The organism is Pseudomonas sp. D47, from assembly GCF_045447305.1.
In the GTDB taxonomy this organism is placed as follows: domain Bacteria; phylum Pseudomonadota; class Gammaproteobacteria; order Pseudomonadales; family Pseudomonadaceae; genus Aquipseudomonas.
Genome location: NZ_JBJGXU010000001.1, coordinates 589,738 through 606,666 on the forward strand (window position 1 = coordinate 589,738; position 16,929 = coordinate 606,666).

Genomic DNA, 16,929 nt, shown 5'->3' on the forward strand with positions numbered 1-16,929 from the left:
GTAAAAACGTCGATGAAGATCCGGAAATATCATCTGCGCAAACCAGACAGGAAGCCCAAGGAAGATTGAGCGCGATTTTGCTGACGGTGCTTCAACTACCCTCAAACAGCCTGTAAGTTACGCGGTGAGGCTTTCCCCCCAATCAAGCGATTAGCGGGGGGCTCCGTTCTTCAGCATCCGACAAAAAAATCTGGGGTTTGGGCATACAACCCCAGACTTACAATGCAAACCTGCGTCGCTGCGCTCCGACTGCCCGGCCGGATGGCGTGGAATGCGCAATCTGACGCTGTTCGTTACCTACGACGAAGATCCCCCCACGCTCACGCACGTCTAAATCAGCTTAAACCGCTAAGCAAGTTCTCTGTCTCAACAGCCATCGGTGTAAATTGTTGCGCACGCAGCTCAGTAAGGGCATACAGCAACCTCCCCATACGACCATTGCCATCGATAAACCCATGGAAGCCCACCACAGCTGCGAACAACTGCTTGCCAACTTGCTCATGATCCTTGTCCAGTGTTTTGAGGTGCTGATCCAACATTGCTGCCCCCGTAATACTGGAGAGCAAACGGCCACCGCTGATAGCCGGGCCACGATAGGACCTGTCGATATCAGGTACCAGCCGTTGATGTAGTTCTTTAAGAACAGTCGCGTCTGTCAGGTCCTTGCCATTGGATCTGTACTCACGCAGCAACGCCGTAAAGTTTTCCCATTCATTGCCACCCGAGGTCGACGCTTTAAGGATCCAGGCAGCCGCGCGATCCACATCTTCGGTGTAACCTTTCGGGTTATAGAACGATTCACTTAGGACACTGTTGTACGGCGCACTGCCAAGATCTTGCTGCAACACTGATTGCTGATGTTGTTGTGCCAGGCCCAGGTTCTTCAGCTCGACCATGAGTATCGGCTCCAGGCCGCCCACCACCGAGGCGGACGAACCTGAAGTACGCAAACTTTCGAGACTGGCAAATGGCAGTTGCTTGTTCACCAGCGCTCGGGTGACCGACGGTCCCACTAGCGCCTCCAAGGCTTGGCCAGATGCAGTATTAACCAGCGCTTCCGCCAGCGCGCGCTCAAAGAGTTGTTTGACTTCGCCACTGGAAACTCCATTCAACGACTTGTCATCTGTTCGACCCAGGCGATCCAGTACTTGCTCGGGGCTTTGTAAGCCAGCATCTTTGAACAGCATCCGTGCATGCTCAACCGATGAGATAGATTGCAGACGTTGCTGCAACGCGCCAGCATGTGAAGTAAACAAAGACTGGGTCAACCCTTGGGCAACGGAAGCGCTGGAACCGGTCGTGAACAGCTTGCTAACGCCCTCAATAAAACGAGCCACTATGCTGTCTTTAGGCTGAGTACGCAGAACTTGCTGCAAATCGGTTTGAATATGGTACTCACGACCACCGACTTTCAACACACCTTGCTGCTGGATAGCGTCTTTGACGGATTCAGGTGCTCTTTGCAACGCGGCAACATTGTTAAACGTGATCATACTTAACCCCTTGAAAACTGGATGCTGAATCAACAGGCATCGCCAACTGCTGCGAAAAAGTGTCAGCCCATTCGATAAAAGAACCCAGGCTTGCTTCTAACTCGTGAACATTGAGCCCTTCCAGACTGAATGCCTGAAATCCGATAAGCCCCAAATCAGGGTCCCACCCGACACCTGGAGCCGATCCCATCAGCGGATTGAGTGCTGTCGACATCAACATATTCAATGTTTTCCGGGAAGGATTGTCGGGTAGCTCATAGCCGAGCGGTCCAAACAGTATCAATTGGTTAAACGCACACGCGTGTCGTAACGACAACACCTGCCGATGACTCACCACCAGCGTGCACAAACGTTCATCATTGAATTCAAGCCCAGCGATACCCAATACAGCACCCAACTCCTGGAGCAAGGCATCTACGTAACTGGTACTCATGACCACACACTTCCCCGTTCGCTTGTCAGTATTTGAGAGAACTAATCGTATCATCGCCTCCAAACCCTGACTTTTAGTAAACGCACCTGATTTTGTAGATATCTGTTGTCTCTGACCGAAAACTGACCCAGTAAAGGCTGTTCTGCCGACTGAAAACTGACCCAGGTGTTCAACTGCTTCTGCTCACTTTTTGAGCAGGAGAACACAGGGTGATCAGCATGGAAATATTGGGGGAAATCCGGCGGATGTACTTCCGCGACAAGCTCTCGCTGCACCAGATAGCCAAGCGTACCGGGCTGTCGAGAAACACCATCCGCAAATGGGTCAGAGCCCCCGAAGCCAATCAGCCGGCGTACCAGCGGTGCGCGACCTTCAACAAACTCAGCCCATTCCACGACACGCTGGAACAGGCGCTGAAAGCCGATTCGTTCCGGGCAAAGCACAACCGCAGAAGCGCCAAAGCACTTTTCGAGCAGATCAAGGCTGAGGGTTATGACGGCGGCTATAGCCAGCTCACGGCGTTTGTACGCTCGTGGCGAGGTGAGCAAGGCAAGTCTTTACGCGCTTTTGTACCGCTGACGTTTGCGCTCGGTGAAGCTTTTCAATTTGACTGGAGCGAAGAAGGGCTGCTGATCGGAGGCCTGTTTCGACGCATCCAGGTCTCCCACATTAAGCTGTGCGCCAGTCGCGCATTCGGGTTGGTTGCGTACCCTAGCCAAGGTCACGAGATGCTCTTCGATGCCCATATCCGCAGCACCAACAGCGTTCCTTACAGTCCGCCTGCCGTTGCCGGCAGCACTACGGGCTTAGCCTGTTCCGAATGAATTTCAGAACGAGTCGGACCCTTCCTATTCGCCGACGGTGTTTTGTCCACGATGGCCCAGCTCACAGAGGCCATACCTTACCGCGTACCGTTTTGGTTCAAGCCTATCAGTACATTTGGCTTGTAAATGATGACGGCGTTTATCAGAAGTTCACATAAGTTGGTCGTATTCGTTCATCCCTACCCTGCATCCATGTTTGCTTCAGGGCCTCTTCCAGGGCGCCCAACTGGCCGTCGACACTCGCGTCGATGATGCCGATCTCGGTTTCCAGGATGCAGCCGCCCTGGTCGAGCCGCGCATCGGCGATGACCTCGATATAGCCCACTTCCGGATAGTCCTTGAGGACCAGGGAAATCTGCTCGCGCACCTCAAGCACCTGATCCGGCTGCACGTGCAGGATCACCTGTTTCTGGTTGCTGACCAGTGACAGCGCCTGCTGCGTCACTTGTAACGTCAGCTCGATGTTGTCGTAGTGCTGGAGAATTTTGCGCACTGCTTGCAGCACCACATCGCTCATCTGCTGCTCGACGTCGCGGTAATACTGATGACACTGCAACAGCGTTTCCTGAATCAACGTGGCCTGACGCTTGCGCGCCTCCTCGATCCCAGCCTGCCAGCCCAACGCCTTCTGTTGCTCGTAGACATCGTGGGCGGCTTGCTCGATTTCCTCGGCACGCTTGCGGGCTACTTCGACCAGTTCTCCCGCCGTCAGATAGTCCTGATAGTCGGCACTGCGCAGTAGGACCTGGTCCGGCGCCAATCGGACGTCGGAGGCTTTTATTTCAATAAATGGAAGCATTGCGGGCTCACTTGTCGGGCGATTTTCAGGCACAACGCCTGGGCCAATGGACGCTGACTGCTACTGACCGTCCACTGCGCCGGGGGCTCGGATAGCCGGGGTTCGCAAAGCGCCAGGCGCAAGGCGAGGCGGCGGGCAAATCCCGATGGCGTGTCACCGCAGGCCAGCAGCCAGAACGCCAGCGCACGTTGGCGCAAGCAATCAACGAGTTCACCCTCAGGTAACGGTTGCTGCCAGCCGTCCGGCCAGGCGCCGATGATCAGCTCCAGTTGTTCCAGGCAGTAACGATGCCCGGCCTCGCCAATCGCGGCGTGAACCCGTCGCAGGTTTGTCGCGTCCAGCACCTGGCGAATGGCATGGCCATGCAGCAACGCGCCCAGGTAACCGAGTGTCTTCTCCAGCGCGGCCTGCTCAAAGAACGCCAAGCCACCGAGTGTCGGCGGCAGCTCATACTCGATGTCCAGCTTGCACTCACCCAACAGCCAGGCATTGATCCCGCTGTGCCGACGCCAATGGCCCAGCGTGTCGGCCAGCCCCGCCAGCGAGAGCGGGACGTGCGTAGGGTGAATGTAACGGGCCGGGCAAAACCTCAATTGGTACGGCGTCAGCAACAACGTCATCACGAAAGCCTGCTGCGCTGCCACAAGTACTGGCCGAGGTTGCTGACCAACAGCAACGCGAACAGCAACCCGAACAACCCCAGCAACCGGCCACGGGATTCTTCGGTCACCTGAATCGAGAACACCGTGTCATAACGCGGGGCCAGCGGGACCTGCCGGACATCGGCCGAAGGCACCAGCACCACGCTGATACGGTCGTAACTCAGGCCTTCGATGCCGTTGTTCACCAGTTGCTTGATTTGTGGAATGTAAGCGTCGAGCTGGATATCCGCCGCGTGTTTGATAAACACCGACGCCGAGGCCGGCGAAGATTTCTTGCCCAGACCGTCGCGGTCTTCGGGCAACACCACATGAACGCGGGCCACCAGCACGCCGTCGATTTCCGACAGGGTCCGGGAGATTTCCTGGGCCTTGGCGTAATTGAGCCTGGCTCGCTCCTCCACCGGCGAGGAGATCAACCCTTCTTTGGGGAACACATCCTTGAGCGTGGAAAAGCTTTCACGCGGATAGCCTTTGCGCTTGAGCGCATCAATGGCCTCGGCGATATCAGATTCCTCGACCAGTAATTTGATCTTGCCGTCCTTGTCAGGCTGCTTGGCCGCCCAGATCCCTTCGGTGCGCAGCAACGCGAGCATTTCGTTGCCTTCTTTCTGGCTGATGCCGGCATAGAGTTCGACCTTGCAACCGGCGAGCAGCAACACGGTCAACAACATCAGGATTCGATTGAGTCTCTTCACGCAGCACCTTATTGGGTTTTCATCAGCGTTTCGACGTTCTGACTCATGCGCCCGACCGTCTTGGCTATCAGTTCCTCCTGCATGCTGATGCGCATCAACGACCACTGCATCTGCATCAGGCTGCCGGGGTCATCGCCGGGGGTCGAAAGCTCGACCTCAAGGTCATGCTTGGCCTGGGAAAAACGTTCTTTGATCTGTCCGATTTCATTGAGCAGGTTGCCCCCAAGGCTCTCGGAACCCTTGCCCATCGCCTGCTCGAAATCGGCGATTTGCCCGGCGCTGGCCTGGGGCGCCTTGAGCTCATCGAGACTGGTGACAGCGGCCTGACTTATCTGACTAACGTCCATCACGACTCCAAATCGGGTGAGTGGGTGAAGCGCATCAAGTTTTCGATCATTGCGTTCGTGGGGATCAGGATCTGCAACTCACGGCGCACGATGCTCGCCAGGTAATCACTGCCCTCAACCCCTTTGATCTCGCCCAGCACGTTGAGCAACAGGGTTTCCTGTTGCTTGCCAAACGGTGCCTGCTCCCTGAGCAAGTCCTTAAGCGCCAGACGATCCGGCTCAAGCCCCAGCTGTTGCTCCGGGAAGCGCACCAGCAAGCGGTCCGACAGGCCTTGCATCAGCCAGTTGCGCAACTCGTCACGACGCCCTTCGGCCGAATCCGGCAAGTCCTGGCGATACCACTTCCAGACGTTTTCACGCTGTTGGCGCGGGTCCATGCCCGCCAGGGCCGTTGTCAGGTCCGCACCTTGCAACCAGAGCTGCAACGGTGCGTCGGTCGGTGCCGACTTGGACGACACCGGAGGGCTTTTCATCGCCGCGTCGAAGGCTTGCGCCTGACCGGGCTCGACCGGCGCCATGGGCCGTGCATCCCGTCCATGATGGAGCGGCAGCTGCGAAGGCGACGAGTCGATCCGGTTCATGGCCCCTCCGGGTCACGCATGCCGTGGGCAAACTGCACCAGCCGAGGGTCCTCGCTCGCGGCCAGTTCGGCCAGGCGCCGATCCAGCGCCGTACCGAGCCCCAGCCGCCATTCACATAACGCCAGCCAGGGTGCAAGTGCCGGCCACGGTTTGCCTTCACCCAACACCAACGCCTGTTGGTAATGCCCCTGGTTCATCAGGCTGGAAAGCCGGATCAGGCACGCGGCTTCCTCCTGACCCTCGACCTGTTCAAGCCAGTTCGCAATCTGCTGGGCTTCTTCGTGGCAGTGATGGCCGCTACCGGCCAGGGCTAGTTCTGCCATCAGCCCTTTCAATGAACTGTCCATCATCAGATTTTCTGCAGGATGCCCTGCATCAGGTCTCTCATCGAGCGGGTGACAGTCGAGTTGATGTTGTAGATCACCGACCACTTGTTGAGCTTGTGTTGCAGTTCGGCCAACAGCGCCGGGTTGTCTGCGGAGTCCTTGAGGGCCGCAATGGCGTCACCGACTTCCTTGTTGGCGTTGTTGGCTTGGTCCTTGAGGTTTTCCGCGACTTTGTCGAGGGTGTTGACGCTGCTGTCATTGGTAAAAATCGATGCCATCACGAAGCTCCCTTAAGGGTGTTGAGAATGCTGATGGAGGCCTCGACTGCCTGGGCTTCCATCTGCCATTGCCGGTACTGTTGCGGATCACCGCCGCCCATCAAGCGGCGTTTGCCGCTGGCCTGGGCCTGTTCCAGTTGCGCACGCAGCTGCCGTTCAAAGTCAACGTCAGCGGCGTACAGACGCTCCTCCAAAGCCGTCATCATTGAGTGGCTCTCCCTTGAGATTGATGATGAATTGTTGTTTTCCGCGGCTGACGATCACGGCGTCGGCATTGATTGCCAGCACCCTCACGCCTTGCGGGGTCGAAGCGTCGACCGGGTACTTCTGGCCGTCGCCCAGCACCACATAAGGCACCTTGCCCAAAGACACCGAACGCACCACGAACTCCAGGTCATCGGTGCTGCCGCGCTTGTTGCGGCTCACCAGATCCAGCGCCGGGCGAGTGCCGAACTCCTGTCGGAATTCGCGCTGTAACTTGTAGAACTCGTTGAGCTGAGCCTCATCCAGTTGCCCGCGCAACTCGATGCGCTCGCCTTTGTCCTGGTAGGCCAGCACGGCTTCAAGCCCGAAATCGGTGAGCATCTGGTCGAGCCGCTTGAGGTGCGAGCCGGCCAGCCGAACGCGGTTTTCCACGCCCAGCAACCCCGGCACATCGGCCTTGAGCAGGCTTTCGATCTGTAACCAGTGTTCATCCTCCAGCGCCAGTTCGCCGGTGAGACGAATCCAGCCGGGTTGGTCCGCAGTGGCGGTGCGCACCTGGCGATAACCGAATTTCTGCAGGATGAATTCCACCCCCTGACGAATCTCTTCCATGCTGCGAACGTCGAGCCGATACGTCAGGCCGCTGCGCTCCAGGTACTGCTGCAACGCCAGCCGCGTGCGGTTGTCTTCCAGGTAACCGGTGAGCGGAACATTGCCGTTGGCCTGACGCTCACCGACCTGCACATACTGGAACTGACGATCACGCAGAAAACTGCGCAAGGCCACGACCGGGTCTTCGCCGGTCATGCCGCCACTGCCGCCCGACCAAGGGGCGCCGAGCAAACCGACGACACCGACCAGCAACAGCACGCTGACCCCGAGCATCAGTCGACCACCCCAATGGACCCGGGGCACCGCCGTGCGACGCTCCTGAGGGCTGGCGGCCAGCGGCAATTGTTCGGAAAACTGTCGCTCCTGAGCACAATAGGCCCACAGCAGCGGCCCGCAGGCCTGCCGGACCAGCGCCTGCAACGTGCTGCCGCCGGCCAGCGGCTGGCCTTCCTGAAGCGGCTGATTACCCTCGGCCCATTCCAGCAGGCGCACGCCCTGCGGGTCGACATCCAGCACCAGGTGAACCGGCGCAATACCTTCATCGACCAGCACCAGATCAGCTTGCAACGGGTCGCAGCCGATGACCACTCGCCCTTCGGCCAGAGGCACTTCGACCCCTTGATTGAGGCCACTGTAAAAGCGGACTTTCCAACTCATGTCAGGGCTTCTTCGGCGCGCGAACGCACTGGTCAACGCCTTCGACGCAGGCACCTTCGGAAATGCGCCAGCCGTTAGTGTCATTGCCCAGGCTGCAGGCAGTCAGCGAAGAGTCCTTGCCGGTTTGCGCCAGTATTTGCTGGAGCTCGCGGGCCTGGCCCAGCACCTGGCACTGTGAAGTGCCGAGCATTTTCTGCAACGAAAGGCTCTGGTTCGACAGTTCATCCACCTGGAGCAATCCATCCATGTAGCCACGCTTGCTGCCCAACGCCACGAAATGGCCGACGCCGTTGTCGATCAGCCGCGGCTCGATCAGAAACAGCCGCACCGAGCGGCGGGTGAAGTTGGACTTGAACCGGAACAGCGCGCCCAGGTACGGAATGTCACCGAGCAACGGCACCTTGCGCATGGACTCGTTGAGTTCGTCGCGGTAGATACCGCCGATCAACAGGCTCTGGCCATGCCCCACGCGCGCCACGGTATCGACCACGGTGCGGGCGATGGTGGGAATTCCGTCCACCCCGGTGCTGTTGGGTTTCTGGTTGCCGTCCTCGATGTGCAGGCTGAGGCTAATTTCCGGCTTGTCGCCCAACTGGATGACACGGGGCGTCAGTTTCAGCATGGTGCCGTAGGTGATGGGTTTGAGTTCAGCCACCCGCTCACCGACGACTTTGACGTAATAGGTTTCGCTGTGGTCGATCACCGCGAGGGTGTTTTCCTGGGTCAGCACGGTCGGCCGCGAGCCGACCTGGGCGCGGCCCTGGCTCTGCAGCAAGGTGATTCGGGCCAACAGGTAATCCAGGCCGCGACTGTCCACCAGACTGGCACCGGCCTCTCGCGTGGTACCGGGGCTGGAGTTGCCCTGGCCACCGAGGTTCTGGCTGGTGGTGCGGATGTCGATCAGCTGGCGCGGGCCGACGCTGATGCCGACGCGCCAATCCACCCCCAGCTCGGCCAGGTTTTCGGCGTTGATGTCCACAATCGACAACCCGACTTCGATCCGCGCCGACGGACGATCCAGCGCGGTGATCAAGCGCCGGTACATCGGCATGCGGTCCTTGGTATCGCGCACGATGATGGCATTGAGCGAGGGCTCTGCCTGGACCACCGCACGCCCGGACTGCGCCGGTAGCCGTGGACTGTCCTGCCCGCCATCGACCGACACCACATTGGCATCACCCAGCACCCGGGCCAGGATCGTCGCCACGCCCGGCGCGTCGATGTCGTCTTCGCGGTACTTGATCCGCCGATCCTCGGCGACCGCGTACTTGAGCGGAAAGATCTCCACGGCCAGGTCGCCGGTCTTTTCACTGCGCAGCGCGTGTTGCTGCTCAAGGGCCATGGCGGTTTGCTCCACCAGGTCCAGGTAGCGCGAAGGGCCGGAGACATACACCAGCCGCCCGCTCATGTCCGGTCGCCAGCCAAAACGCGGCTCCCAGACACCTGCCGCTTCCAGCGCCTGCCTCAACTCGGTTTCGCGGACCTGCTCCAGCTTGACCAGCCGCGACTGCATTTCGGTGGACTTGAACACATAAAGAACCGCACCGTCGTAGTACCAGATGAGGTTGTAGAGCGAGGCCATCAGTAGCAGAAAGGACTGGGGGTCCTTGAGGTCGAAACGCCCGCTGACCTGGTCATTGACCTTGTCACTGACAATCACCGAGCCGTCGTAGTTGGCACCGAAATTGGCCAGCACATCACGCAGGTTCTCGCCTTGGGCGACGTAGTTGTAGGGGATGGTCGGCCAGTCCAGATCCTGGCTTTGAGCGGTCCCGGTCAGCGCTAACGCAAAGACCAGGCTCAAGCACCGCGAAACACTCAGGGACGCCATAAAGTTTGTTTCCACTGCGGTTCCAGGCCTGCACGCAGCAGCCCTGGCTTGATCGTTTCCAGAATCCCGACCTGAGCGGCCAGCGCCCGCTCAAGTTCGTCGAGTTCAAGGGCGCCCAGTTCCAGGCGCGCCTCAAGTACCAGGTTTGACTGTTCATCCGTCGCCAACGCCTGGGGATGACGCCGACTCCAGCTGGTGACCTGGCCCAGCAGGTTCAGCAACACTTCGCGATCCGTCGGGGATTGGCCCTGAACCTGCCAGTTCAGCGGGCTGGACAACACAAGGTCAGTACCCTGGCGCTGTAAAAACAGGCTATGGCCGTCGATCCGCAGGTGATAGCGACCTGTTGGATCGGCCACAAAAGGCCCTTGGCCCGTTCGTGCGGCCAATCCAGTCAGTAAATGTTCCATGATTCCTCGGCGTATCCGGCGGTCAGGGACTCTGCCAATAAAAGTGGTCGCGGGCCTGGCACAGACTGCGTTCATGCAACCAGTGCTGTACGGCGTCCGCGGCGTGCGCGTCCTCGTCAAGTTTGGCCAGCGGCTCCCATAGGGAGGCCAGCACCACCGGCACAGGCGCAAAGCCGTCGAGCTTGCCGTCGGCCAGCAACACGGCCATGCCCTGATGCCAATTGGGCCAGGCTTCTCTGGCCTGCTCGGAGATGGCGCTCAGTTTGCGGACCATGTGCGCGGTGTCCGCTTCAGTCTTTGCCTGACAGCTGGCGATGTTGGCCAACTCCTGCTGCACCAGCTGCGAATCGGCTTCGCCCACCTGGCGCCAGAACTCAGCCTTGATCCGCAATTGGCGGGCCTGGGTTTCGTACTCGATCAGCGCAGAACGCCAGTTGGGGATCGCTTCGTCGAACAGGCTTTCCCACCAGCTGTAAACGGGCAGCAGGACCCAGTCGATCATGGCCTGGGGCGAGGCCAGGTTGATTCGGTCGCCCAGCCAGTTGCACCAGTCGTTGCCCTGGGCAGCGGCCTGGCGCAGCACCAATTGAAGATCCCCGCGCTCAAGCGCCATTCCGCGAGCCAGGCGCTGTTGCAGCCAGCTGGACTGGAACAGCTGTTCCACTTGCACACGCGGCAGCAGGCGCTGCAACAAGGTCAACTGTCGCGCGCTGATGATTCCCGATTCACGATACAAACTGCCTGATATACACCCTGCGGCTCTGCCCCGAGAGCGGGCATCCTGACCCACTACGGACACCCGACGGCCAGCAAAAATGCCTGCTTGAGGGGTTTGATTATGGTCTTCCTGGCTCATTCTCTGCCTTGACTATCTCGTTTCGTAGCACACCCGTCAGCGTCTTTCACTGCGACCAATCTTACTGAGGGGCAACGGACCAAACTTGCAAAAAACGTCATTTTTTTTTAGTCCGACGCTATTCTTTTCCTTGTCTGGAACGGCTGGGCGTACACCCGAAACGGCGACGATAGCTCTGGGTAAAGTAGGACTGACTGGAAAAGCCGCTTTCCATCGCGATGTCCACGATGCTCATCTCACTGTTAAGCAGTAAATGGTGGGCATACAGGATACGCCGCTCGCTGATCCACGCACGGGGAGAAACGCCGTAGACCGAGCCAAACAACTCTTTGAACGTCGTCAATCCCATGCCGAACTCTCGAGAAAACTCGCTGAGTCGCCATTCCTTGAGATAGTGCTGCTCCATGAACGCCTGCAATCGCTCGACATGCCGGCTGCCCTGCTGGCGCAACACCGACATCAGCGCCGGCCCCTGGGGGCTGAAGGCAAACAACATCAACAACTCTTCGACCCGCAACAACGCCAGCATGGGTGGGTGCTCATGCACCAGCAACCCTTCGAGCCCCTTGACGCAACTGGCCAACAACGGCGTACTGGCGAACGCGATGAGGCTGACCCCAGGCTCCTCCCAACGCTCCACCTCGCTCAATAGTGCACCGAAACGCTGAATGAAGTTTTGTAAAAAACCAACCGATAATGGGATCCAAAGCAAACGACAATCATGTTCGCCCGTACTCACGACATAGTTACCTCTGCGAGCAAACATTAGTTCACCCGGCATGAGACAAAGTGTCGCATTACAATCCTGAACCGTGAGCTGTCCCTCGATAAGGATATAAATCCCTTCTTCGCAGTTCGATACAAACTCAAACGTTGGGATAGACCATCGGCACAGCTTTATCTGTTTCCGGCCAAGTGTGCTGGCACCTTGCATATTATAGTGACCCCGAACCTGCACATACCGTTTGTACGCCGCCAAAGCAGGCACCGTACGAAAACGCACCCTCTACGTACTACTACGTGACGCTATGAACGATGATTAATTCAATGACAGTTATCATGAACGAGAATGATCGACCCGAAATTAGGTTAATTACTCTTATTTAATGAAACCCTCGATATTTTTATATAGCCGTTCAAGTATCGGAACGCTCACCGAATTCAGTAAGCCCAACATTGATACAAAGTATTTCAGAGGTGTTCCGACGTCGCCGAAACAGTGCAGTTTGGATAACAGGACAACTGTCCCAGACGCACATTCATATCGTTACCGGGTACCGCAGGTTGCCAACTGCGAGCCTGGACAGGACCGTTGTCGGACCAGGCCAACTCGCTACGCAGCAACAGCCCCTCACCAGCCACCTGCACTGGCGTCAAACGAAAAGCAAAGTGCAACGGCAACGCCGTCACCCGATAGCGGGCCTGGGCAACCAGCCGCGGCTGCCCCTCGGTCAAGGCATAGAGCCGCACACTGACAAAGGCAGGGCGCGTGACCGGCGATGGCGTACGCACCAGCCCCCTGACATCAATCTTGTTTACAGGCGTTGGCGGCACACTGACACAGCCGACCACGGCCAAAAAAACGCTGCAAAGCAGCGCTCTCATCATGGTCGACGAACCTGACGCTCATAAAGAGGCGCGCTGTCGCCATCGACCAAGCGCTGCAACTGTCGCTCACTCTGTTGATCCGCACCGACCTGCGTCGCCAGCCAGCGACCCAGCTCAGCGACACTGGCAACCCCTTCCTGGCGACTGGGCACCTGACTGAGCGAGCGTCCGGCAAAGCTTCCAGGCACTTGCTCACGGTCGATCGTGGCTGCTGGTGAAATGCCAGCGCTGTCTATCTTCATGGCTCTGCTTAAACCCTCATACCGGCGGGTCTGGATGTCGCCTGGGCGGCACTGTCATGTTCTGGCAGCAATTGCTGCCAGAACTCGGCGTGATCGAGCAAGTTGGCCAAGGTGGTTTCGAAGCTTTCCAGGGTCAACTCGGCCGCTGGAATCTGCGCGTACAACTGCACCAGGCCCGATTCCTCGTCAAAACCAAAATGCAGGTCGAAGCGATACCAGCGTCGATTAAAACTCGCCAGTTGCCGGAATATTCCGTCACCGAAGGTTTCGATTCCCGCCACATCCGCTTCCATGACCAGTCGCTCACGTCCGGCCAGCAATACCAGCGTCACGCCCAACTGATCATCAAACAGCAGGCTTGCGACCCCCTCTTCATCCAGCGACAAAGCGGGAAGGCCACTGCGATTGGCAAATTCGGCAAGCAGCCGATTGACCCTGATACTCAAATCCATGCATGTCTCCTCGAGCTAGGCGAATGCTAGCACCCGGCCATGCTGGGGTTTTGTCACTGACGGGCTTTTCTTTTAAGAAAAAAGCCACATCGCTGCGGCTTTTTTCCTACAACAAAATCACATCAGGCGACGCCGGCGGCAGCACGCCACGCCTGGTTGTGGTTCTGGGTGTACTGCTGGAGCAACTGCAACAGCTCTTTCATGAAGTTGGCGTTGTAGCTCAACTGATCTTCAACCTTTTGCTTTTCGCTCTGGGCAACCGACGCGTTGACTTCATCTTCCTTGGCATCGGCCTGGATCGCCGTTTGCTTGACTTGCACCGAGGTGTTAGCCATTTGCCCAAGTGCCTGACTCACACCGTTGATGCTTTGCAGCTTGGCATTACGGTTATCCAACCCTCGCCCGATCTTGCTCAGCGCACCGCTGTCCGCAGACTGATCCAAGGCCCAGACCTTACCGATTTCGGTGCGGTCCGCGCCGGAGGTTTTGCCCAGCGACTGCATCTTGGCGTCGATCAGTTCGTTGCGCCCGGCGATGTTGTTTTCCAGCAGTTTTTCCTGCTTGACCGCCTTGCCGTTCTTGATCGCGCCGATGGCACCGGTCACGGCCGAAGCCAAGGCCATTGCCCCGGAAATCACCGCCATGGCGATCATCAACTTGGAGCCGCTGCGCATTTCGTCCACCTGGGATTTCTGCGCGCTGATGACGGAAGTGTTCTCGCTGTCACGCTGCATGATGCCCAGCTCGCGAGCCTTCTGCGCGATGCGAAACAGCAGCACCATCAGCTCCACGCTACCATTGAGCTCACTGCTGACCTTGCTCAAGCCTTCCGGCTTGAACCTCTGACTTGGCTCAATCAGGTCGACACCCGAGCTCTTTTTCGATTCACCAAGTGGCGCCGCACCCGCGCTGTGGACCGTTTCGGTACGCGCAGTCGTTTGGATTTTTTCCAGCGCCTGGGTGTTGCCGATCTGGCTCAGCCCCTGAGCGCCATAGCCTGTTTCAATCATCATTGATGTGCTCCTCAGATAGCCGCAGGACGGCTGGATAGGTTATGCAGGCTGTCGCCCTTGGCATTGATCATCTGGAATATCAGTTCCATGATCTGCAAAAACGACTCGACCATGCGGCTGAGCTCTTCCTTGAGCTTGTCCAGGACATTCTGGAACTGGGTGAGCTCGGAACGCGCCTCCAGGACATCCGCCTGCTTGTCCGCGGCCTTGGCTTGCAGCACCGAGTTCGCGGTTTGGGCGAAACCGTTGGCGACATCCAGAGTCACGTCGGAAATCTGCACCCCGAGCTTGACGCCATGGGAGATCGACTGGCTCGCTGCGCTACCGAACTTGGCGCCCAACTCCGTCACCTTGGCGGCGACACTGGCGGTGAGCTCGGCGGCCTTGCCACCGATTTTCGCCCCCAACTTGGCGACCGCCCCTACGGCAGTCCCCCCAAAACTGGCTACCGCAGCGATCACGGCGATGGTGATTTCAATCCCCATCAGAGCCGGTCCGAGCTTTTCCATGACTTCTTTGCTGATCAATCCGTCCTTCGCCGCTTGTTGCACCGACTGGGAGACGATACCCATGACACCACCGGCGATCATCAATGCACCCGCGACCGCACCCACGCCCGTCGCAACCATGATTGCGCCGACGATGATCGACGCAATGGCACTGACCCAGCCAAAAATCTTGCCCACAAGACCGGACTTCTGGGCTTCTTTTGCAGCCTCGGTCGACTCTTTGATCTTCTTCTGGTTTTCGTCCATCTTTTGCAGGTTTTGCTCACGCGCCCGAGTGATTTCTTCGAGCTTGAGCTTCTTCTGCGTGGACTCCAGTTCGCCGGTCAGCTTAGCCAACTCGATCTCGAAATCCTCGACCGAACTGAGCCGCGCCACCCCAAGCCTTGTGGTTTCGGCGATGAAACGCTGGGCCAGCACACTGTCCTGACGCACGGACTGCACCAGGCGGTTGATGTCTGCCCGAGTGCTGGCCTCCAGACGCTGCTGGCTGGCCGGCAGCGGCGCTGTCAGTTGCACCCCCTGAGACGGGGCGGCCGGTCGGCCATCCGCCTCGACCCGGGTGACCGTGAGCGCGTCCCCCCGGTCATTGCGTGGGCGGACCACCGGGTCGTTCGCAAAAACGTTCCCCGTGGTCAGCGCAACGCGATCAAACGTTATCGGATTCATTGTGTTGATCCTTTCTTGCTAATACGGCTTCCAACATGGCGCCGGCACGTTCGGCCAAAACCGAGTGCGCCGGCTGTGCTGCGGCCAAGGCCTGAGCCGAGTAGAAGCCACTCTCGGCCCCGTCGAGATCACCCAGTTGCAGGTGACACTCGCCAGCATGAAACGGAAACCTGGGCTCGTTGATGTCGATCAGCGCGCCATAACTGAAGCTCTGCAATGCCTGCTCAAGCTGCCCCATGGACTGCCGGCACGCCCCCAACCCCAGGAAGAACCGAACGTCGTAGTGATCGAGCATGCACAGCGATTGAAAAATCTTGTGGGCGTCATCCCACTTGCCGGCCTGGTATTGATTGAATGCCAGGGAATAGAGCTGCTCCAGGCTGTCGCTGGAGATGTTCTTGAGCATGGCCAGCGTGCCGCCATCGCGCAAAAACGCTTCCAGTTCCTTCTCGTACTCCTCAGACACATCATGTTCTTGCTGGCTCATCAACCGTTCCTATATGGCATTTAAAATGTCGCGCATCATGCTGTCGTACTTCTGAACGAAGCGGTTCAAGGCCTCGATGGCCGAGTTGTAGCGAGAGCTGACATCGTTCAACAGCGTGGTTTTTTCACTGACTTTGTCGTTGATCGGACGGGAGCGGTCGCCCACCGTCGTGGCGAAGTTGGCGATGGGGTTGTTCTCGTCCTTGAACTCGTACTTGTTGAGCAAGTCGCTGTCCTTCATCGCACCGCTTTCTTTGGGTGCCCCCTTCAAAAACGCCTTGATGCTCAGCGGATTGCCCGCGCTGTAGGTGTTGAGCCCGGTCAACAACTTGTACTCCGAGCTGGCCTGCCAGCTCTTGTCGTCGGGGTAGCCATACAAGGTGCGGTCAAACAGATTGAGCCCCGGTTCGATCTCGATCTCTTTTTCAGCCGCCAGCTTCACGTTGATCTGCGACTGGATCTTGCTGTAGATGTTGAGCTCGGCGGTCAGTGCCTTGAGGTCGTCGCGCAGCCCCGTGCGCTTGTCGTCCTGGATCAACAGGACCTCTTCGTAAATACCCCGGACGTCATCGTCGATCCGGTCACCGGTCAGCCCGAAATGCGCCTTGGCCAGGAACTCTTTCAACGGCCACGGCTGCCCCGGCTTCGCATCGGCGTACTGGCTGATCAGTTGTTTGGCTGACTCGATCCCGGACTTGACCTGCAGCTCATACAGCCCGCCCGTGGTGTTCGGGGTGGGCGGCAGAAAATAAGCCAGCAGCTTTTCGACCTGGGCGGGCAACAAGGTCTGCGTACCATGGGTAAACGTGATGTTGTGCTTTTTGATCAACGCCTGAAGTTCTGCCAGGGCAGGGGTCCCGCTGCCGCGCAGCTGGTCTTCGGGAAGCGTCTGCAATTCGTTCAGAAAAGCCGACAAGTCTTGCCGGTAAAGCCTGATATCCATAA

At 58.3% G+C, this 16,929-nt stretch carries 22 protein-coding genes and 1 pseudogene; 1 reads left to right on the forward strand and 22 read right to left on the reverse strand.

Features of this window, described 5'->3' with window-relative positions; translation table 11 throughout:
• Positions 1–335 precede the first annotated feature (335 nt).
• Both ACI77I_RS02695 and ACI77I_RS02700 read right to left on the reverse strand, forming a co-directional pair.
• Positions 336–1,493: a VopS family T3SS effector adenosine monophosphate-protein transferase gene (locus tag ACI77I_RS02695; RefSeq protein ID WP_094949050.1), complete on the reverse strand. Its 1,158-nt coding sequence runs from the start codon at positions 1,491–1,493 to the stop codon at positions 336–338.
• Positions 1,480–1,926, reverse strand: coding sequence for a CesT family type III secretion system chaperone (locus ACI77I_RS02700; protein ID WP_406996913.1), 447 nt, complete (start codon positions 1,924–1,926; stop codon positions 1,480–1,482). The genes ACI77I_RS02695 and ACI77I_RS02700 overlap by 14 nt, the downstream gene beginning before the upstream one ends.
• Positions 1,927–2,144: 218 nt before the next feature.
• Here ACI77I_RS02700 and ACI77I_RS02705 point away from each other — a divergent pair.
• Positions 2,145–2,681: pseudogene (locus tag ACI77I_RS02705) on the forward strand (IS21 family transposase); the annotation flags it as partial.
• 211 nt (positions 2,682–2,892) lie between these two features.
• Here ACI77I_RS02705 and ACI77I_RS02710 read toward each other — a convergent pair.
• The 20 genes from ACI77I_RS02710 to ACI77I_RS02805 all read right to left on the reverse strand — a co-directional run bounded on the left by ACI77I_RS02710 (position 2,893) and on the right by ACI77I_RS02805 (position 16,927).
• On the reverse strand, positions 2,893–3,549 hold the full coding sequence (locus ACI77I_RS02710) for an HrpE/YscL family type III secretion apparatus protein (RefSeq protein WP_094949052.1): 657 nt from the start codon (positions 3,547–3,549) through the stop codon (positions 2,893–2,895).
• Positions 3,528–4,169 carry a Yop proteins translocation protein K gene (locus tag ACI77I_RS02715; protein WP_094949053.1) on the reverse strand — a complete coding sequence of 214 codons (642 nt, stop codon included), beginning with the start codon at positions 4,167–4,169 and terminating at the stop codon, positions 3,528–3,530. The genes ACI77I_RS02710 and ACI77I_RS02715 overlap by 22 nt, the downstream gene beginning before the upstream one ends.
• Positions 4,169–4,918, reverse strand: a complete 750-nt coding sequence (gene sctJ, locus ACI77I_RS02720; protein WP_094949095.1) for a type III secretion system inner membrane ring lipoprotein SctJ — start codon at positions 4,916–4,918, stop codon at positions 4,169–4,171. The genes ACI77I_RS02715 and sctJ overlap by 1 nt, the downstream gene beginning before the upstream one ends.
• Entirely contained in the window at positions 4,915–5,253 is a 339-nt protein-coding gene (gene sctI / locus ACI77I_RS02725; protein ID WP_094949054.1) for a type III secretion system inner rod subunit SctI, read from the reverse strand. Before sctI ends, sctJ begins: the two co-directional genes overlap by 4 nt.
• Complete coding sequence (locus tag ACI77I_RS02730; protein ID WP_094949055.1) at positions 5,253–5,834, reverse strand: YopR/YscH family type III secretion effector; 582 nt, start codon at positions 5,832–5,834, stop codon at positions 5,253–5,255. The genes sctI and ACI77I_RS02730 overlap by 1 nt, the downstream gene beginning before the upstream one ends.
• A complete protein-coding gene (locus tag ACI77I_RS02735) occupies positions 5,831–6,184 on the reverse strand; it encodes a YscG family type III secretion system chaperone (RefSeq protein WP_317988375.1) in 354 nt (117 codons plus the stop codon). Before ACI77I_RS02735 ends, ACI77I_RS02730 begins: the two co-directional genes overlap by 4 nt.
• Entirely contained in the window at positions 6,184–6,438 is a 255-nt protein-coding gene (gene sctF, locus ACI77I_RS02740) for a type III secretion system needle filament subunit SctF (protein WP_076963238.1), read from the reverse strand. The genes ACI77I_RS02735 and sctF overlap by 1 nt, the downstream gene beginning before the upstream one ends.
• Positions 6,438–6,644 (reverse strand): EscE/YscE/SsaE family type III secretion system needle protein co-chaperone, encoded by a 207-nt coding sequence (locus tag ACI77I_RS02745; protein ID WP_094949057.1) that lies wholly within the window; start codon positions 6,642–6,644, stop codon positions 6,438–6,440. The genes sctF and ACI77I_RS02745 overlap by 1 nt, the downstream gene beginning before the upstream one ends.
• Complete coding sequence (sctD, locus tag ACI77I_RS02750) at positions 6,607–7,911, reverse strand: type III secretion system inner membrane ring subunit SctD (RefSeq protein ID WP_406996914.1); 1,305 nt, start codon at positions 7,909–7,911, stop codon at positions 6,607–6,609. The genes ACI77I_RS02745 and sctD overlap by 38 nt, the downstream gene beginning before the upstream one ends.
• A gap of 1 nt (position 7,912) precedes the next feature.
• Positions 7,913–9,742 (reverse strand): type III secretion system outer membrane ring subunit SctC, encoded by a 1,830-nt coding sequence (gene sctC, locus ACI77I_RS02755; protein WP_242153627.1) that lies wholly within the window; start codon positions 9,740–9,742, stop codon positions 7,913–7,915.
• Complete coding sequence (locus ACI77I_RS02760; RefSeq protein ID WP_094949060.1) at positions 9,730–10,152, reverse strand: YscB family type III secretion system chaperone; 423 nt, start codon at positions 10,150–10,152, stop codon at positions 9,730–9,732. The genes sctC and ACI77I_RS02760 overlap by 13 nt, the downstream gene beginning before the upstream one ends.
• Positions 10,153–10,174: 22 nt before the next feature.
• Positions 10,175–11,008, reverse strand: coding sequence for a T3SS regulon anti-activator ExsD domain-containing protein (locus tag ACI77I_RS02765; RefSeq protein ID WP_094949061.1), 834 nt, complete (start codon positions 11,006–11,008; stop codon positions 10,175–10,177).
• A gap of 118 nt (positions 11,009–11,126) precedes the next feature.
• On the reverse strand, positions 11,127–11,942 hold the full coding sequence (locus ACI77I_RS02770) for an AraC family transcriptional regulator (RefSeq protein ID WP_094949062.1): 816 nt from the start codon (positions 11,940–11,942) through the stop codon (positions 11,127–11,129).
• Positions 11,943–12,199: 257 nt separating this feature from the next.
• Positions 12,200–12,616 carry a YscW family type III secretion system pilotin gene (locus ACI77I_RS02775; RefSeq protein WP_094949063.1) on the reverse strand — a complete coding sequence of 139 codons (417 nt, stop codon included), beginning with the start codon at positions 12,614–12,616 and terminating at the stop codon, positions 12,200–12,202.
• A complete protein-coding gene (locus tag ACI77I_RS02780) occupies positions 12,613–12,858 on the reverse strand; it encodes a T3SS regulon translocated regulator ExsE family protein (protein WP_094949064.1) in 246 nt (81 codons plus the stop codon). Before ACI77I_RS02780 ends, ACI77I_RS02775 begins: the two co-directional genes overlap by 4 nt.
• An 8-nt stretch (positions 12,859–12,866) precedes the next feature.
• Positions 12,867–13,310: a type III secretion system chaperone gene (locus ACI77I_RS02785; RefSeq protein WP_242153631.1), complete on the reverse strand. Its 444-nt coding sequence runs from the start codon at positions 13,308–13,310 to the stop codon at positions 12,867–12,869.
• Positions 13,311–13,432: 122 nt separating this feature from the next.
• Entirely contained in the window at positions 13,433–14,323 is an 891-nt protein-coding gene (locus ACI77I_RS02790; RefSeq protein WP_406996915.1) for a YopD family type III secretion system translocon subunit, read from the reverse strand.
• Between the two features lie 11 nt (positions 14,324–14,334).
• Positions 14,335–15,498 carry a type III secretion system translocon subunit SctE gene (sctE, locus tag ACI77I_RS02795; RefSeq protein ID WP_094949066.1) on the reverse strand — a complete coding sequence of 388 codons (1,164 nt, stop codon included), beginning with the start codon at positions 15,496–15,498 and terminating at the stop codon, positions 14,335–14,337.
• On the reverse strand, positions 15,479–15,985 hold the full coding sequence (locus ACI77I_RS02800) for a SycD/LcrH family type III secretion system chaperone (protein ID WP_406996916.1): 507 nt from the start codon (positions 15,983–15,985) through the stop codon (positions 15,479–15,481). Before ACI77I_RS02800 ends, sctE begins: the two co-directional genes overlap by 20 nt.
• 9 nt (positions 15,986–15,994) lie before the next feature.
• Positions 15,995–16,927, reverse strand: a complete 933-nt coding sequence (locus ACI77I_RS02805) for a virulence-associated V antigen (RefSeq protein ID WP_094949068.1) — start codon at positions 16,925–16,927, stop codon at positions 15,995–15,997.
• Positions 16,928–16,929: the final 2 nt, after the last annotated feature.

What these genes read in the sequence shown, in the direction of transcription:
- ACI77I_RS02695 (WP_094949050.1), bottom strand. Translation starts at nt 1,493, where the DNA reads ATGATCACGTTTAACAATGTTGCCGCGTTGCAAAGAGCACCTGAATCC.
- ACI77I_RS02700 (WP_406996913.1), bottom strand. Translation starts at nt 1,926, where the DNA reads ATGAGTACCAGTTACGTAGATGCCTTGCTCCAGGAGTTGGGTGCTGTA.
- ACI77I_RS02710 (WP_094949052.1), bottom strand. Translation starts at nt 3,549, where the DNA reads ATGCTTCCATTTATTGAAATAAAAGCCTCCGACGTCCGATTGGCGCCG.
- ACI77I_RS02715 (WP_094949053.1), bottom strand. Translation starts at nt 4,169, where the DNA reads ATGACGTTGTTGCTGACGCCGTACCAATTGAGGTTTTGCCCGGCCCGT.
- sctI (WP_094949054.1), bottom strand. Translation starts at nt 5,253, where the DNA reads ATGGACGTTAGTCAGATAAGTCAGGCCGCTGTCACCAGTCTCGATGAG.
- ACI77I_RS02730 (WP_094949055.1), bottom strand. Translation starts at nt 5,834, where the DNA reads ATGAACCGGATCGACTCGTCGCCTTCGCAGCTGCCGCTCCATCATGGA.
- ACI77I_RS02735 (WP_317988375.1), bottom strand. Translation starts at nt 6,184, where the DNA reads ATGATGGACAGTTCATTGAAAGGGCTGATGGCAGAACTAGCCCTGGCC.
- sctF (WP_076963238.1), bottom strand. Translation starts at nt 6,438, where the DNA reads ATGGCATCGATTTTTACCAATGACAGCAGCGTCAACACCCTCGACAAA.
- ACI77I_RS02745 (WP_094949057.1), bottom strand. Translation starts at nt 6,644, where the DNA reads ATGATGACGGCTTTGGAGGAGCGTCTGTACGCCGCTGACGTTGACTTT.
- sctD (WP_406996914.1), bottom strand. Translation starts at nt 7,911, where the DNA reads ATGAGTTGGAAAGTCCGCTTTTACAGTGGCCTCAATCAAGGGGTCGAA.
- sctC (WP_242153627.1), bottom strand. Translation starts at nt 9,742, where the DNA reads ATGGCGTCCCTGAGTGTTTCGCGGTGCTTGAGCCTGGTCTTTGCGTTA.
- ACI77I_RS02760 (WP_094949060.1), bottom strand. Translation starts at nt 10,152, where the DNA reads ATGGAACATTTACTGACTGGATTGGCCGCACGAACGGGCCAAGGGCCT.
- ACI77I_RS02765 (WP_094949061.1), bottom strand. Translation starts at nt 11,008, where the DNA reads ATGAGCCAGGAAGACCATAATCAAACCCCTCAAGCAGGCATTTTTGCT.
- ACI77I_RS02770 (WP_094949062.1), bottom strand. Translation starts at nt 11,942, where the DNA reads ATGCAAGGTGCCAGCACACTTGGCCGGAAACAGATAAAGCTGTGCCGA.
- ACI77I_RS02775 (WP_094949063.1), bottom strand. Translation starts at nt 12,616, where the DNA reads ATGATGAGAGCGCTGCTTTGCAGCGTTTTTTTGGCCGTGGTCGGCTGT.
- ACI77I_RS02780 (WP_094949064.1), bottom strand. Translation starts at nt 12,858, where the DNA reads ATGAAGATAGACAGCGCTGGCATTTCACCAGCAGCCACGATCGACCGT.
- ACI77I_RS02785 (WP_242153631.1), bottom strand. Translation starts at nt 13,310, where the DNA reads ATGGATTTGAGTATCAGGGTCAATCGGCTGCTTGCCGAATTTGCCAAT.
- ACI77I_RS02790 (WP_406996915.1), bottom strand. Translation starts at nt 14,323, where the DNA reads ATGATGATTGAAACAGGCTATGGCGCTCAGGGGCTGAGCCAGATCGGC.
- sctE (WP_094949066.1), bottom strand. Translation starts at nt 15,498, where the DNA reads ATGAATCCGATAACGTTTGATCGCGTTGCGCTGACCACGGGGAACGTT.
- ACI77I_RS02800 (WP_406996916.1), bottom strand. Translation starts at nt 15,985, where the DNA reads ATGAGCCAGCAAGAACATGATGTGTCTGAGGAGTACGAGAAGGAACTG.
- ACI77I_RS02805 (WP_094949068.1), bottom strand. Translation starts at nt 16,927, where the DNA reads ATGGATATCAGGCTTTACCGGCAAGACTTGTCGGCTTTTCTGAACGAA.